The following is a 15,948-nucleotide window of genomic DNA, read 5'->3' as shown; positions in this document are numbered from 1 at the left end:
ACGATCTATAAACGGTTTACTTAACAGAAAAATCCTTAATATGTGTAGTTGGATCTCCCGAGGTATCGTGAATTTCGAATTTTTCTTCGTGTATCACTTTACCATCTTGAAGAATCTCTACCTTAAAGATTTCATCTGATATTATCTTAGTACTATATCTACCTGTATTGTCTATAGTTGATGAGAAATACTCATCTAGATACTGGCTGGGGTGGAATCTAATTTCTGCATTGGTCAATGGTCCATTGGCTGATTGATCAAATATTCTTCCTTGAATCTTAACTTTATCTATCTCCCAAAAGAAGTAGATGTCAAAGTCTCCTTTTGTATGTAATCTATTTGATACGAAATATCCAGACGATTGATCAAAATTCATTTTGAAATGAAACTCATCGTTTGGTGAATTGATTGGCCAACCCAGGTTTTCGGGTTCTGACCAACTAAACGATGTTGCGTCATATTTAGATACATAGACATCATACCCTCCAATTCCACCAGGTCTGTCTGAACAGAAATAAAGTGTTTGTTCATCGGGAGACAGATAAGGACTGTCTTCATTAAATCTTGAGTTGACACTAGAATAGAACGGACTTGGTTTGCTCCACTTTTCGGTTTGAGGATCGCGAAAAGACTCATACAGGTCTAGGCCATCATTTCCTTCATCAGATGCAAATATGATTCGATCCTCGTGCTCGTTCATAAAGAAATGTGATGCTAGATGATTATTAGATATTCTTGCGTCAAACTCTACAGGAGTAGTCCATTTGGCTCCGTCTGCTTGACTATAAAATAAGTCGCCCCCATTGTCTTCTTTGAATATGAAAAGTTTGCCATCATCGTTGACAACTTCAATGTTTGCATTTTTTCTAGTGAAGTTTCCCAGGTTCTTTAATTCTATTGGCTCTTCCCAGCCGTTGGGGCCGCTTTTTGAATAATAAATAACGAATGGAGTTTCTCCCGCTTTATTTCTATTTGAAGCAAAGAGTAATTCGTTTTCTTCTTCAAAGAAAACAGGACTCATTTCGGCAGATGCAGAATTTACAGGGCTTTCCAGTTGATGAATTGAGTAATTGTCAGGGTTTTCAAAGAAGTCTTTCAATTGCTGAACGTGCTCAATTTTAGCTGTGGATTCGTCCTTATTGCCAGAGCCAGAATAACTTACGCTTTGCTCGAATTTATTGAACGCTTTGGTGGCTTCTTCTAAATTGTATCTTCTCAAGTGAATCTGACCTAACCAATAGTAATAGTGACTATCAGTGGAACCATAGGTTTTTTCAAAAGCAAGGAAGTCTGCAATTGAGTCATCATCTTTCGCTCCAGAGAGGTAAGAAGTAATTGCTATTTTGTAGTCTATGTCTCCAAAATCAGAGCTAATACTTTTGACTTCATTGTATAAGCTTAGAGCATCAGTATACTGATGGTCTGATAGTTCGGACTCTGCTTTATCGTATAGTCTTACTTCTTTTTGACCGTAGACGGCACTGAAGCTGAATATACCGATACAAATAATAACTACCTTAAGCTGGTTGGTAATTCGTGAATTATTCATTTCCCTATTTCACATTTGTATACAATTTATCTAAAAATCTAACTAGTGGGGAGCTCATATGGTTGAAAAATTTTTAATTTTTTAATCTGATCTCTATTCTTCTGTTCAATTCACGGCCATTTACTTCATCATCATTGGACGCTAGTGGTTGTGAAGAACCATATCCCACAGCAGTAATTCGACTGTTATCAATTCCATGTTCAACCAACCATTGCATAGCAGCTTCAGCTCTATTTTTCGACATGGCCTGGTTTATTCTTTCAGAGCCTACATTGTCTGTGTGGCCTCCAACTTCAATTTGATGACTCGGGTTGGCTTTAAGGTAGTCCAAGATCTCATTTAGTCGGGGGAGTGAAGTGTCACGAATTTTGCTGGTTCCAAACTCAAAATAAATGCTGCCAACGAACACTTTTTTGCCAAGTTTTCCCGACGAAGTAGGAGTTGATTTTCGTGGTTCCTCCTGCTTTTTCACTTCAGCAACAACTTCTTGTTTTTTCTCTGTTTGATCAGTTTTTGGAAGCTGTTCCTGAGGTTTAATTTCCTGTTTTGATTCTTTCACTATGGATTTTATCGGTTCCGGTTTTTCTTCTTTGACTTTGTATTTCGCTTCAAGTGCTTGACGCTCTTCTTTCGACAAGTCTTTAGGGATGACGTAGAAATCTTTGTAATGAGTGATAGATTCTCCATTAGCATCATGTATTTCAAAGTCTTCGGTCATTAGAGTATCCGTATAGCTAGTTACTTCTACTCGGAATGATTCATTGGAAATGATGTCTGTACTGTATTGGCCTGTAGAATCTATAGGTGATCTAAAATATTCATCTAAATATTGAGAAGGGTGAAATCTAATTTCTCCTTTTGTAATTGGTTGCTGTGTAGCCGCATTAATAACTCTTCCTTTGATTTTGGTTTTCTCAATTTTCCAGAAAAAGAAAATGTCATAATCTCCTTTAGAGTGTATTCTATTAGAGCTAAAGTATCCTGAAGTCTCATCAGGATTCATTTTGAAATGAATTTCATCATCTGGTGAATTGATTGGCCAACCCATATTCACGGGATCTGTCCATTGACTTGTAGATTCATCAAAAGTTGAAACATAGACATCATACCCTCCAACACCACCAGGTCGATTAGAAAGAAAATAGAACACCTTTTCATCATGAGATAAGAAAGGGCTATCCTCATTATATTCGGTGTTTAAATTAAGTGCGAAAGGGTGGGGTTTTTCCCATTTTCCTGTTGCAGCATCTCTAAAAGACTCCATTAGGTCAAGCCCAGAATCTTTATTCTTTGTCGAGAAAATGATTCGATCTTCATGTTCATTGATGTAAAAGTGTGACTCCAATCGAGTAGAGCTTAATTCACTATCAAACTCTACAGGTGTAGTCCATCCATTTTCGCTAGGCTGACTATAAAACAAATCTCCCTTACTTACATCTTGATAAATGAATAATTTACCATCTTCATTAACTACTTCTACATTAGCCTGATCTCGATCGAATGTTCCTAATACATTTATAGCTGTAGGAGGTGCCCAGCCTGTAGAACTTCCATCACTATGATATATTTTGAATTCATCCTTTGATGGATTTTCTCGATTGGAAGCAAAAAGGAGCTCATTCTTACTTTCAGAATAAACAGGTGTCATTTCTGCGTATTCGGTGTTGATCGGAGCTTCAAGTTGATGAATTTCGTAGTTATCAGGGTTGTCGAAATAAGTAACGAGAAGCTCCGTCTCTGAGATGTAATCTTTGGTTTCGGTGACGATCTCCTCACTTTTATAATCTTTTTTCCTTAAGAATTTCTGCCATGCATCTACAGCTTCCGGAAACATGTATCTATTGGCATAAATTCGTCCCATCCAATAGTAGTAGAATTTGTCAGACCTGGATTTAAACTCTTCAAATTTGATCATTTTATCTAATGATCGCTCTCTGTTTTCAGGCAATACCAAGTAGGCTATTTCCAATCGGTATTCTGAATCCTTTAATGGTTTTTTGACTCCAACAGAATGAAGTTCTTCGAAAAGGATGATTGCGGCAGTAAAGTCTTCTTTGTAAAAAGCTTCCATGCCTTTACTGTAAATCTTATCTCTATTTTGTGCCTGAGCAAAATGAAATGCACCAGCAGTAAGTGCTATAATAAAAAATAATAGCTTACGCATTAGCGAAATATTTATGTTCAACTTTAGGGGTACTAACAATCTAAGTATATTTTAAGTAATGTAAACCTAGAGGAACATATTTGTATAGACAAATGTCAATAGATGACTGGGAATGAAAGGTGGATATACTGTGTATTAATTAAGATGGACTCAATCCTGTCCTAAATAAATTGAGTTCAAAGAATTATGTAAGTAATTGTTGAATAGAAGGCGGTTTAGGGCTGCTTCTAAAAAAGAACCCCTTGTTTTGGATTCAATATCTTACTAGGAGGGTCTTCAAACGGTTGATCAAGCCACTTTTGGAGTTCAATTTTCACAAAAATATTGAGCCGGATAAATGCGACAAGGTTAGACAAATGCCATCCATACTTTGCTTGGTTTTTCATGGCTTTGATTATTAGTATGGTGATCAAAGCAGTCCAAATTTGTATCATCACTGCGTTTTTGGATGTTCCAATGAAAGTTTTGATGTGCAGTAACTGCTTTATGTCTCGAAAGAATACCTCAATCTCCCATCTGGCTTTATAAAGGTCAGCAATGGTCTGGGCAGCCCATTTGAGATTGTTGGTGATTAGCTCAATGGTTTGTTTATTTTCATCATCCCATACCGCGATTCTTCTGAGTTGTTTTGGATACTTATGCTTTGATGTGGGATTACTAAGCTCTATTACTTCATCTTTTAAGACATGCTGAGCGGTGTTTTCAGGCAGCTCTCTTTCTTCAATATTTTGGTAAGCAAGATTGATTGTGTTTGTGGAGAATGACAAAATAGACCCCTTTTCTTTCCCAAACGTTGAGCATAGGAAAATCGTTGTAATAGCGATCTGCAACAATGACTGCTCCCTTCTGCAAAGGGATATCATAAGCACCTTTATTATCACTAACACTTCCTTTTGTGATATTAACGTAGGTAGGCATTTTGCCATCGTATTCAAGTAAAGTATGCATTTTAACTGCTCCTTTGCTTCTTCTAAAAGTGGCCCAGTCAAATACTGAAAGGCACAGACTTATTACTGTAGCATCTAATAGGTAAACGGGCACCTTGATCCTGAGCTTTACACGTTTTTGATTAGCCTGCTGTCCTAAACGTTTCAACAAGCCATAGTAGAGTTCTTTAAACAAATCTGCATCCCGGCGTTCATTTTGATAGCTGATGCTTGATTTAGAGGGTGCGCGATTTACCCCTAAATGATTGAGGTTGCCCGTTGCTGAGCGTAAGCCATTAGAAATATCTCGAACAGAGGTACTTTTAGCGAAATGGCAAAACAACATCGAAACTAGATGTGTCCAACTGTTGAAGCCCTTAGAACTTTTATCTGTTTGCTTTTTGGCTACTAGGTTATTGAAAAGGGGGCGATCAATCTTATGAATAATTTGGCTAAACAGCGTTACATTGCTCATGAGAGGTTCTGGGGTTTTGTCAAAACCTAAATCTATACGATCTAGGAAAATCCGCAACCTCTTCTTTTATTATTTAGGACAGGGTTGAGATGGACTTGAAGTATTAGTTGAATAACGTGTAGTTACCAAATTGATCAGAAGGAGTTGATGGTTGGATTAAGCTTCGATCGTTGATCGCTGTTTCAGTAATTCTAGGGCTCACGGCATGCATGATTAACTGAGCATCAGATATACCGCCAAGTATGTCTGTCAGTTGCTCAATGTTTTGTTCTGGATTGAGCCATTGATCTGCTTGTTGCTTATCTAAAATAGCAGGCATGTCTTCGCTATATGATGAAATTCTATTCCCTGCAGGAACGGTGATCATGTTAAAGGTGTGGTAGGAATTACCATCAAAGTCTTCAAACTCTTCATAAATTCCGGCAATTCCAAAAGGGATGTGGTGCTGTTTATAGCAGAAGTAGGGGACCAATTGTTTTTTACTTACTTGTTTCCATACGTAAAACCCGTTAGCACCTATTAAGCATCGTGAGTTCTGAACTGCTTTTTTATACGTTGGTCGCTGAAGTGCATTATCACTAGTAAGATTAAATAATTTAGTAGAAAGTGTTTTATTATTGGCCATTTTAGCTGTTTGACCCCAATGAAAAAACTGGATCATGTCTTTTCGATTTAGAGCTACCACCGGCAAGGGCTGAGTAGGAGCAGCATTGTAGGTAATGAATTCATCTACCGGTAATTCGGCTCCCATGAATTTTTCTAACTCGGGTTTTTCGCAGAATATGGTATAGCGATCATACATGTAGCGGAAAGATACGAACGATTTTGGGAGTGAACCAAATCGATCTGTTCCTATGAAGGAGTTACTTCATAGTCATTCTATAAGAAATGCTTCCTTCCAGGTATTTCATTTCCCGGGTCACTGCCAACAATTGAAGATGATTCCAAAGAAGTAGTTTCAAACCAGCATTAATATCACGGCTATCATATTCGATGATGGCTTGTAGATGATTGAAGTTTCCATGACTTAAGGTAAAGCCACCAAAATAACCGAGTAGTTCGTGGTGTTTGGCATTTAAAATTCCAAATCCATAACCAGAATTGGCTTTGATATTTAACTGGATGATGGTGAAATTCTTTGTTAGCACTAAGTATGAAGCTTCGAAGTGTTTAGCTCCTCCACCGTCTACAGATGAAATGTCATGTAATCCAAAGGCAACTGCAGGTAACCATTTAGATTCCTTGAGAGCTCTAATTCTGAAGGATGGCATCCTGTCAGGAAAGTTTCTATTCTCCCTTGAGATTGTTCTGATTTGAGAAGTATACCGAAAAGACAGCTCCACAAATGGTAAAAATGTCAATGATGCATAACCAGCCAAGCCATTGTATTCATAGAAACCGTATTCAAAATTGTGATGATCAAAATATGAGGTGCCCAGAACGAAAGTTCCATTTGGATGCATCTCAGCTGATGGTGTAACGATTAATCCTTGCAGTCCGGTTAGTGATTGACCAGGGACTTGGTATTGGATGAATAAAAATAAGCAAGTTAAAAAGAAGAGTTTTTTCATGAAAATGGTCTATGCATAGGCCTGGTTCGACTTTTTATCGAGCCTTGAATATACAGAGTTTTTACTTATGAATTCAGGAACCAATTCTTTTAATCCACTAACGATTCCTTCATCGTCTCCACGTTGTACATTTTCATGAAGTTTGTCCATCAAGCTTTTCACTTCACTTGATACTACTGGTTGAATCTGTGCCCGCATGATTTTAGGGTGATGGGTAGACAAGGTGTTTTCCTCCACTGCTAAAAGTTCTTCATACAACTTCTCTCCTGGTCTTAGTCCAACGAACTCAATGTCAATGTCTTTTCCTTCTTGAAGTCCTGAAAGTTGGATCATTTTCTTTGCCAAATCCAGAATCTTCACTGATTCACCCATGTCAAAGACAAAGATTTCTCCTCCAGCACCAATAGAACCTGCCTCTAAAACCAGATTACATGCTTCAGAAATGGTCATGAAGTAACGTGTAATGTCTTTGTGAGTAATGGTAATTGGGCCACCTTTTTCAATTTGTTTCTGGAATAATGGGATCACAGATCCATTAGAGCCTAAAACATTTCCAAAACGCGTTACGATAAAGTGAGTATGTGTTTGCTCGCTGTTAAGCGCTTGAACATAAATTTCAGCTGATCTTTTAGAAGCACCCATCACATTGGTCGGATTAATTGCCTTGTCAGTAGAAATCATTACGAATTTATCTACCTTGTATCTAAGTGATAGGTCAGCTATGTTTTTAGTTCCAAATACATTGGTGTTTACAGCTTCACTTGCATTTCCTTCCATAAGAGGAACATGCTTATAAGCGGCAGCATGGAATACAATGTCAGGATTGTATTTGCTGAAAATTTGCTGCATTCTTCTGAAATGTGTAATGTCTGCAATGACAATTTCACATCTATTGGAGATTTCGTCAGGAAGTGTTTTTAAAGAGTTTCCTAATTCATAAGCAGGAGTCTCTCCTTGATCAAGTGCAATTACTTTCTTTGGCTTGAAGTGAAGAGCCTGACGTACAATTTCACTTCCGATAGACCCAGCGCCTCCAGTCACTAGGACTGTTTTTCCTGTTAATTCATTTTGAATGTTGATACTATCTAATTTGATTTCTGACCTTCCTAAAAGGTCTTCAATTTTCACAGGTTTGATTTGGTTTTCGGTTAATTCGCCATTAACCCATTTTTCATGAGGAGGAACTTCTTTTACTTTGATTTTAAATTGAAGGCAAGTATCGATGACGGCTCTTTTTTCTGATGGTTTTAAGGTTGCATCTGAAATGATTACCTCATCTATTTTTTTGTTCTTCAGAAAAGCTGTATTCAGTACTTGATCTAAGGCAAATACTGGGCTACCATCTAATTTCTTTCCTTTTAATTTAGGATGATTATCGACGTGACCAATTACTCTAATTGCATGTTTAGAGCTATTTAACAAAGTATTCTTGGTCATTAAACTGGATACATCAGCACCAACTATCAGTACATTGCTTTTTAAAGCAGAGCTACTATTCAAAAAAGAAGCATAGATGTATTTAGCTGAAAGTCGGTAGCCCGAAACTCCGAGCATGATCAATAATGCTTGAATGATTAAAATTGATTTGGGGATAAGAAAAAAACCCGTGTAGTTTAGTGCCTCATAAAGAAAGATATCAGTCACCATCATGATAGCCAAACTAAACATAACAGCTTTGAAAATGCTATGAATATCCGTAAAGCTGGTATGTCGCATGATAAAGGAAGATGTCTTTCCGAAAGAAAAAACGATCAGATAAATCAGGCATGTAATAAGTGATTGCTGAAGTAATCTGGATGGTTCTATTGCCGATAGTTCAAAATTGAACCTTAACAGACTTGCTACAATAAAGCCTATAAATACTACAATTAAATCTAGGAATTTTATTATCCAGGACGCAAGGTACTTATCCGAATAATAGTTAAACATTCTTTTCATTTGCGGCGCTGTTTGATGAGATTAATCTGTGTTCACTACGGATTGCTAGATAAAATTATGAATTTTATTGATGAGATCATAGAAGTATCAGTAAAATTCTAATGAAGGTGCAGTTCTTTTAAAAATCAGGTAAAGAATTAATAATCTTTAAATCAAAGTATCTTGAATAATCGCTGTTTTATCATCACATATGTAATTGATAAAAAAATCAGCATTCCCAGAATTATAATTGTTGAATAATTTGAATCGACAAATTGAAATAAGGAGATATTAATGGTTAATTGTACTACTGCGTAACCTGAACTGATAAAAAGGTGTGGAATCTTTTTATCATTGGCCAGTCTTTGATAAAAGTGTAAGCGGTGAGGCTCAAAGATGTTTTGCTTTTTGATTAATCGCTCAATGATCGTACCAACAGCATCGATCGCATAGATGAGAACAAATCCAATATAAATCACTTGGCCAGATTTGATAATCAAGGCCATCATGAGAAAAGCCACTATGAAAGCAATCGAGACAGAGCCAATATCACCAGCGAAGCACAAGGCTTTTTTTCTAAAGTTGAAAAACGCAAATACTCCAAGTGCTATGAGTGTATACAGTAACAAAGCAGGTTCAGCAAATGAAGTTATTTTCTGATTGACATAGTATAAGGATCCTACTACTGTTAAGAAGTAGGTAACTGTGATTCCATTGATACCGTCCATGAAGTTCACAGCATTGATCCATCCAATCACCAAAATAAGTGCTACAGGTAGTATGAGCCAGTGTAGTTGTCCTAAGTTGAGCTCATAAAAGAGGCAGCAAACTGCAAGGAAATGAAATAGGATTCTAACCTTGCTTGATAGTGGTTTGATGTCATCCAGAAAACTTATCGTACTGATGATCATTACCCCCGCTACAAAAAAATGATATTGCTGATATACCGCCCAAAAACAAAGCACGGCTACAGGAATAACTATGCCGCCTCCACGTATCGTAATATGCTGATGTGAACTTCTGTGATTTGGTAAATCAAGAATTTGCTTTTTGCGTGCGATGTAGAGATAGGAATACACCGCTACAAATAAGCCAAAGGTCAGTATGGATAACTCTATACCCAATGCATTAGAGCCAGTCAGACTTTTCAACTGCCGCATAGACTGAACTGATGCCCGTTTTGAGATCTATTTTTGGACTCCAACCAAGTGAATGGATTCTTTCACTACTCATCAGTTTACGAGGTGTACCATCTGGTTTGGTGCTGTCAAAAACTAATTCGCCTTCAAAACCAACGATCTCTTTAATTGTTAAAGCGAGATCTTTGATCGTGATGTCTTCACCATAACCAACGTTCATCGTTTGGCCATCATTGTAATTTTCCATTAAAAAGAAACAAGCTTCCGCCAGGTCGTCTACATGTAAGAACTCTCTTAGTGGACTTCCTGATCCCCAAACCTCTACAGTGGCACTGTTATTTACTTTGGCTGTATGAAATTTTCTAAGCAAGGCAGGAAGAACATGCGAATTATTCAGGTCATAATTGTCATTAGGACCATAGAGATTTGTAGGCATTGCACTGATGAAATCAACTCCGTATTGATCTCTATAGGTTTCGCACAGTTTGATCCCTGCAATTTTAGCTATTGCATAAGGCTCATTGGTATATTCCAAAGGACCAGTCAGTAAACTATCCTCATGAATAGGCTGTGCTGCCATCTTGGGGTAGATACATGAGCTACCCAGAAAGAGTAATTTCTTGCTTTCATTTACATAGGCCTGATGAATAATATTGGATTCAATCATCAAGTTGTCGTAAAGAAACTCAGCACGGTAGGTGTTGTTCGCATGAATGCCTCCTACTTTAGCAGCAGCTAAGAATACGTAATCCGGTTTTTCTACTTCAAAGAATGAAGCAACTTGCGCCTGATTTCGTAAATCCAATTCCTTGGATGTTTTGGTAAGAATGTTAGTGTAGCCTTGCTTCTCTAAAAGGCGAACAATTGCACTACCTACCATGCCCCTGTGGCCGGCAATGTATATTTTATCTTCTTTGTTCAAATCCGAGTGATTTTAATCTTGAAAATCATTGTAAAGATGCTGAAATTCTTCAGCATGACTAAAACTTGATTATTCAGCTTGATTTAAGATGTCATGACCACCTTCCATGAGGTATTTGTCTCTTTCGAACAACTTCAAGTCAGACTCCATCATTTCTTTTATCAACATAGGTAGATCATATTCAGGTTTCCAGCCTAGTTTTTCATTCGCTTTGGTTGGATCACCGATCAGTAGATCCACCTCAGTAGGTCGGAAGTATTTAGGATCTATTTTTACCACTTCCTGACCTTCTTTAAGGTCATATTTGCTGTTGGTAGCTTTCACCACATAACCTACTTCATCAACTCCCTCACCTTTAAAACCGATTTCTACACCAACCTCTTTGAATGCAGCGATCATGAAGTCTCGAATGGTGGTAGTAACTCCTGTAGCCAATACATAATCTTCAGGTTTGTCTTGCTGAAGAATTAAATACATTCCTCTGACGTAATCTTTGGCATGTCCCCAATCTCTTTTAGAATCCAGGTTCCCCATGTACACACAATCCTGAAGACCTAAGGCCATTTTAGCAACAGCTCTAGTGATTTTTCGGGTAACAAAGGTTTCACCTCTTAACGGAGATTCGTGGTTAAATAGAATGCCGTTACATGCGTACATGTTGTAGGCTTCACGATAATTCACTGTGATCCAATATCCATACATTTTTGCTACCGCATACGGAGAACGAGGGTAAAACGGTGTTTTTTCACTTTGTGGGACTTCCTGAACCAATCCATAAAGTTCTGAAGTAGAAGCCTGATATACCTTTGTTTTTTCAGTCAATCCAAGTAAGCGAACTGCTTCTAATATTCTAAGAGTACCCAGTGCGTCCACATTGGCAACATATTCAGGAGTATCAAAACTTACACGAACATGAGACATAGCCGCTAGATTGTAAATCTCATCTGGCTGGATTTCTTGTACTAAGCGCGTGATGTTCATTGAATCCGTTAGGTCACCATAATGCAAGAACAATTTGGTGTTGTCCTTGTGAGGGTCCTGATACAGGTGGTCTATTCGGTCTGTGTTAAAAAGAGAAGATCTTCTTTTGATTCCGTGAACTTCGTAGCCTTTTTCTAACAGTAGCTCAGCAAGATAAGCTCCATCTTGACCAGTTATCCCTGTAATCAGTGCTTTTTTCATAGTTGTTTCTAATTTATAGCAGCATTCATTGAATGAATTGCAAGTTTAGTGAATGTAGGTTAAAGATATTGTATGATGTTGGAGGTTTGATGTTGGAGGTGAGGAGGTTGGTTGGTAATTCGGTGATCAGTGAATAAGTGATTAGTAGATTGTTGAAACAGTAATTTGGTTATCAGTTCGGATATCGGTGTGGGAGGAGATTGCTTCGCTGTGCTCACAATGATCTTCAAATTAGAATGATTTTGCTAAAGGAGCCTCTCAGCCTTTGGTAGCTACACTAGCCGCGCACTATAAGTCGTTCGCCTTTTTATAATCGGGGAAATTGATTCTTAAATATCATATAATGCAACCCTCCCTAAATCTTTAGCAGTCGCATGGCTTAGCCATGTGACGAGTATTAAAAGAGCTTACAGCTCGTAATTGAGGCTTGTTTTATTTGGGAATCTGGTGCCAAATGAAATTCCTCATAATTTTCACTTATAGAGAGCGTCATTCCTGCGGAGCTTGCCTACCGTGGTAGGGCAGGAATCGCACCTTGTCTATTCAGAAAAATAAGCAGTTATATGAACCCCCTCTGCATCTTCCACTGGCCGTGAACCCCTGAAAATGGGGAGAATTAGATTGTCCAAAAGACCTATATTCAGTTCATCTATTCGTCTTTCCATTAATGCAAGGTGAGGTGGAATTGATGATGTGTCATTTATAAGCATTCTAAGGGAATCTATTGTTAAAGGAACCCCTCAGCCTTCGGCAGCTCCCCTTCAAAAGAGGAGCCACAATTTTAAGAATCAATAATTACGTCATTCCTGTGCAGACAGGAATCGCATCGTGAGTATTCAGAAAATATACTGTTAGATGAACCCCCTCTGTATCTCCCTTTAGCAGTCGCATGGCTTAGCCATGTGACGAGTATTAAAAGAGCTTACAGCTCGAATTGAACTCAGTGAATAAGTGATTGGTAGATTGTTGAAACAGTAATTTCGTAATCAATTCAGATATCGGTGTGGGAGGAGATTGCTTCGCTGTGCTCAATGACGTTCAAATTAGAACCTCAATGGCCACGCACCTCTAGCCTGATAAATGAAAACCTCTTCCACACTATGCAAAAGAGGTTTTAACTGGATATTAAATTGGTATTCACTTCACAGTTTTATAGTTCTACATCGAAGGTTTTTGTTTCCACATTACCTGGAAGGTCAAATGCTTTCACTTCCAGTTTGCCTCCTTCTGGAATATCTACAGGTAATTCGAATTCCCATTGGATGCCATTGATAGTAGGTGTTGCTTCTCCAGCTGCTATCACCGATTTGTTTTTAGCAAGGATCGCAACCTCGACTTTATTTAGCTCAGGGTCTTTGAATGCTTCTACCAGTACCATTGAACCGCTGGTTATGCTTGCTATACTGATATCACCAATCTCCGGTGTTTTTAGGTAATCCGTGAGCGCTAACTGATATGCGCTATTGAACTTGCTTAATCGTTTCACCGCACTCTCGTAAATTGGGCCGAGTATCGGATCTTTAATCGCTTTTTTTGCATAGAACGAAGCATATCTGAATCGAGTATTTTGTTGCTTCTGTGCTTCTGTTGCTTCTCCGCTTCGAACAGGTCTGGTAGAGACGATTAATTTACCACCCACTGTTTTGTAAACCAGTTGCTTGCCTAGCATGCCTCTGGCGCCTTGTAAAAACAAGTTGTTTTGTAATTGTGCCATTGTCTTAAAATTAAAAGGTTTGAAAAAAAAGAAAGGGAGGCCTCCGTTGTGATCAAAACATCAATTACTATGCCAGAAAGCTTCTTTTTGGTTGAAAATATCGATCGTTTTTATAATTATTTACACACTTGATTTAACCCTTCATTATAAAGGTTTCAAGGAGCATTTTTTATGCTATTAACAGGATACGGACTGAAGGAAGACTGGGAGAAGACTGGACGAAGTAAGTCGGTGGTTTGGTAATCAGTGAATCGGTAGGTGGGTGAATTTGTGATAAGTGACTCAACTGGCAATGCGCCACTAAAGGGAGGTAATTTGGATGCCATATCGGAATTTGCTATTCAAGTTGAGCTGGTCTGCTATGGTAGGTCAGAAATCGAAAATTGATTCCAGGTGTATTAAACTTCCCTTTACCCCTTTCCCTAAAGGGAGTGGAAGTTTAAGGTCTGGTGAGTTGGCTTGTTAAATTATTTTAATTCAATATTCTTATGTGGAACAAGATTCTCTAAAATAAACTATTCGTTATTCCCTGAAGCGAGGTATGTCATTATCGATTAGTCTTCTGATCAGCATTCTATGGGAATCAGATCCTGGAGCCTATAGATTCCCCTAGAATTCAAGGTGATTTGTGAATCAATGATTACTGCTGCTAGAATTCGGGGAATGACGGTTCTGATGATGATTGGATATTTGTGAAAAGAGGAGTTTGATAAGATTGATGTTATAAACTTTAACGGAACCCCTCAGCCTTCGGCAGCTCCTTTGGCCGTGCACCACTGGATGTGCGCCATCGTTGACAAGGAGAAATGAAGGTTGACAAAAATATGTAGTCATATGAACCCCCTCTCAATCTCCCCCTCGTAGAAGGGGAGAATTGATTGTCAAAATACCATTATTTGCTTTCCAAATAATGATCACACATCAATCGAATGCCATCCTTGGAAGAATAAGGAGGAGTGAAGTTTAGGTTAGAATAGCTTTCTGAAGAGTCAACAATTAAGGACTTGAATAAGCGTTGGGAAAAGGCAGGTTTTATCAGACCTATTAATTGCTGACCGATTTTGGTAATAGGTAGAAGCTTTTTGGAAGGGTTGATTAAAATTTACTCTTAAATGAACCCCCTCTGTGTCTCCCACTAGCCGTGCGCCCCTTGAAAATGGGGAGAATTGGATTGTCCAAAAGATCTATATTCAGTTCATTTATTCGTCATTCCTTGAATGCATGGTAAGGCGGAATTGATGATATGTCATTGATAAGCACTCTAAGGGAATCTATTGTTAAAGGAACCCCTGTATTGACCTAAAATAATATGAACTACACCTAGAAAAATGATTACACATCAAGTGAATGTCTTGTCGGGTATTACTTTCTTAAACGTTATTCCCGCGAATGCGGGAATCTCATGAGATAGGTTGTTTTTTAAAGAAGCGAAAGAAAAATGTCCACACATCAAGAATGCCGCCTTTGGAGCTGTAAAGAGGAGTAATTTGTTAGTTGATTTTAAATTTTTTGAGTGTATTAGAAGGAACCCAACTTATCTCATTTCGCGCCTTTTGATCACTGAAAGTCAGGTCTTGACTCATTTTGTTGATTGTATCTAAATTGATTGGGCTCTTGGGAATTAAATTACCAATATGTCCCAATAATTTTCCTATCCAACCTGGAATGGATATAGGCAGACTTTTGTTGAGTTGGGTGGAAATAACTTGTTCAAGTTCTTTAAAAGACGGATGATACCCATCCGTTAAGTTATAGATGCCTTCGGCTGAATCTGAATTTTTAATCAGTGCAGCAATATCAGAAGCCATGACCACACTTCTCCTAGCTTTTCCATGATTAATGCTTAGGTATTTGCCAGATTTTATCCCAGCAATCATTTTACCGAGGTTTCCTGGAGGATTGGGACCAGCAATCAATGGTAATCTTAAAATTAGAATGGAGACCTTCTTTTCCTTTCCCCATCTCTGTACTTCTTCTTCGGCTTTTATTTTACTTAACGCATATGGTGTAGATCCGTTTAACGGATGGGTTTCATCAATATCGGCACCGGTTTCACGACCATAGACCGCAACCGTGCTGATCAGAATGAACCGTTTAGGTGGAGAGTTATCAAGTGATTTGAGTAGGTTGATCGTTCCCTGGTGATTAAGTTGAAAGAATTCGGCAATTTCTTGTTCAGTTTTAGGAACAATATGTGCTTTTCCGGCACAGTGAAATACTTGATCGTATTTCTCTTTTAAATTAGGTATGTCATTTCCTAAGTCTGCCAGGATATGATTTTGACTGCTACGACCTAACGTATGAAATGTCTCTTCATTAAGCTGGTTACAAATCTCTTTTCCTAAAAATCCAGTACCACCAGTTATTAAATATTTCATGGAAAATATGA

General features: G+C 38.1%; 12 protein-coding genes. All 12 read right to left on the bottom strand.

All coding sequences use genetic code 11. From position 1 onward, the window contains the following. Window positions 1-16: 16 nt before the first annotated feature. On the bottom strand, window positions 17-1,549 hold the full coding sequence (locus NXS00_RS26410) for a hypothetical protein (RefSeq protein WP_258102308.1): 1,533 nt from the start codon (window positions 1,547-1,549) through the stop codon (window positions 17-19). A 73-nt stretch (window positions 1,550-1,622) separates the two neighbouring features. Beyond that, a complete protein-coding gene (locus tag NXS00_RS26405) occupies window positions 1,623-3,713 on the bottom strand; it encodes an OmpA family protein (RefSeq protein WP_258102307.1) in 2,091 nt (696 codons plus the stop codon). A 227-nt stretch (window positions 3,714-3,940) separates the two neighbouring features. Continuing rightward, on the bottom strand, window positions 3,941-4,480 hold the full coding sequence (locus NXS00_RS26400; RefSeq protein WP_258102306.1) for a transposase: 540 nt from the start codon (window positions 4,478-4,480) through the stop codon (window positions 3,941-3,943). Further along, entirely contained in the window at window positions 4,434-5,114 is a 681-nt protein-coding gene (locus NXS00_RS26395) for an IS4 family transposase (protein WP_258102305.1), read from the bottom strand. Before NXS00_RS26395 ends, NXS00_RS26400 begins: the two co-directional genes overlap by 47 nt. A 103-nt stretch (window positions 5,115-5,217) precedes the next feature. After that, window positions 5,218-5,916, bottom strand: a complete 699-nt coding sequence (locus NXS00_RS26390; RefSeq protein ID WP_258102304.1) for an SOS response-associated peptidase — start codon at window positions 5,914-5,916, stop codon at window positions 5,218-5,220. A gap of 61 nt (window positions 5,917-5,977) precedes the next feature. Then, window positions 5,978-6,685: a YjbH domain-containing protein gene (locus NXS00_RS26385; protein ID WP_258102303.1), complete on the bottom strand. Its 708-nt coding sequence runs from the start codon at window positions 6,683-6,685 to the stop codon at window positions 5,978-5,980. A gap of 9 nt (window positions 6,686-6,694) precedes the next feature. Next, window positions 6,695-8,623, bottom strand: a complete 1,929-nt coding sequence (locus tag NXS00_RS26380; protein WP_258102302.1) for a polysaccharide biosynthesis protein — start codon at window positions 8,621-8,623, stop codon at window positions 6,695-6,697. A 152-nt stretch (window positions 8,624-8,775) separates the two neighbouring features. Further along, complete coding sequence (locus NXS00_RS26375; protein WP_258102301.1) at window positions 8,776-9,762, bottom strand: MraY family glycosyltransferase; 987 nt, start codon at window positions 9,760-9,762, stop codon at window positions 8,776-8,778. Next, window positions 9,731-10,663, bottom strand: coding sequence for a GDP-L-fucose synthase (gene fcl / locus NXS00_RS26370; protein ID WP_258102300.1), 933 nt, complete (start codon window positions 10,661-10,663; stop codon window positions 9,731-9,733). Before fcl ends, NXS00_RS26375 begins: the two co-directional genes overlap by 32 nt. Window positions 10,664-10,732: 69 nt before the next feature. After that, entirely contained in the window at window positions 10,733-11,845 is a 1,113-nt protein-coding gene (gene gmd, locus NXS00_RS26365; RefSeq protein ID WP_258102299.1) for a GDP-mannose 4,6-dehydratase, read from the bottom strand. 1,150 nt (window positions 11,846-12,995) lie between these two features. Continuing rightward, the gene (locus NXS00_RS26360; protein WP_258102298.1) at window positions 12,996-13,559 is read right to left on the bottom strand and encodes a hypothetical protein; all 564 of its coding nucleotides are present in this window, start codon (window positions 13,557-13,559) and stop codon (window positions 12,996-12,998) included. Window positions 13,560-15,049: 1,490 nt separating this feature from the next. Beyond that, complete coding sequence (locus NXS00_RS26355) at window positions 15,050-15,937, bottom strand: NAD-dependent epimerase/dehydratase family protein (protein ID WP_258102297.1); 888 nt, start codon at window positions 15,935-15,937, stop codon at window positions 15,050-15,052. Window positions 15,938-15,948: the final 11 nt, after the last annotated feature.

The sequence above is a fragment of the Marinoscillum pacificum genome, assembly GCF_024714495.1.
In the GTDB taxonomy this organism is placed as follows: domain Bacteria; phylum Bacteroidota; class Bacteroidia; order Cytophagales; family Cyclobacteriaceae; genus Marinoscillum; species Marinoscillum pacificum.
This window is presented reverse-complemented; position numbering and strand designations above follow the sequence as displayed.

Bases quoted from the DNA above. Each gene is read 5' to 3' on its own strand.
- NXS00_RS26410 (WP_258102308.1), bottom strand. From the start codon at position 1,549: ATGAATAATTCACGAATTACCAACCAGCTTAAGGTAGTTATTATTTGT.
- NXS00_RS26405 (WP_258102307.1), bottom strand. From the start codon at position 3,713: ATGCGTAAGCTATTATTTTTTATTATAGCACTTACTGCTGGTGCATTT.
- NXS00_RS26395 (WP_258102305.1), bottom strand. From the start codon at position 5,114: ATGAGCAATGTAACGCTGTTTAGCCAAATTATTCATAAGATTGATCGC.
- NXS00_RS26390 (WP_258102304.1), bottom strand. From the start codon at position 5,916: ATGTATGATCGCTATACCATATTCTGCGAAAAACCCGAGTTAGAAAAA.
- NXS00_RS26385 (WP_258102303.1), bottom strand. From the start codon at position 6,685: ATGAAAAAACTCTTCTTTTTAACTTGCTTATTTTTATTCATCCAATAC.
- NXS00_RS26380 (WP_258102302.1), bottom strand. From the start codon at position 8,623: ATGAAAAGAATGTTTAACTATTATTCGGATAAGTACCTTGCGTCCTGG.
- NXS00_RS26375 (WP_258102301.1), bottom strand. From the start codon at position 9,762: ATGCGGCAGTTGAAAAGTCTGACTGGCTCTAATGCATTGGGTATAGAG.
- gmd (WP_258102299.1), bottom strand. From the start codon at position 11,845: ATGAAAAAAGCACTGATTACAGGGATAACTGGTCAAGATGGAGCTTAT.
- NXS00_RS26360 (WP_258102298.1), bottom strand. From the start codon at position 13,559: ATGGCACAATTACAAAACAACTTGTTTTTACAAGGCGCCAGAGGCATG.
- NXS00_RS26355 (WP_258102297.1), bottom strand. From the start codon at position 15,937: ATGAAATATTTAATAACTGGTGGTACTGGATTTTTAGGAAAAGAGATT.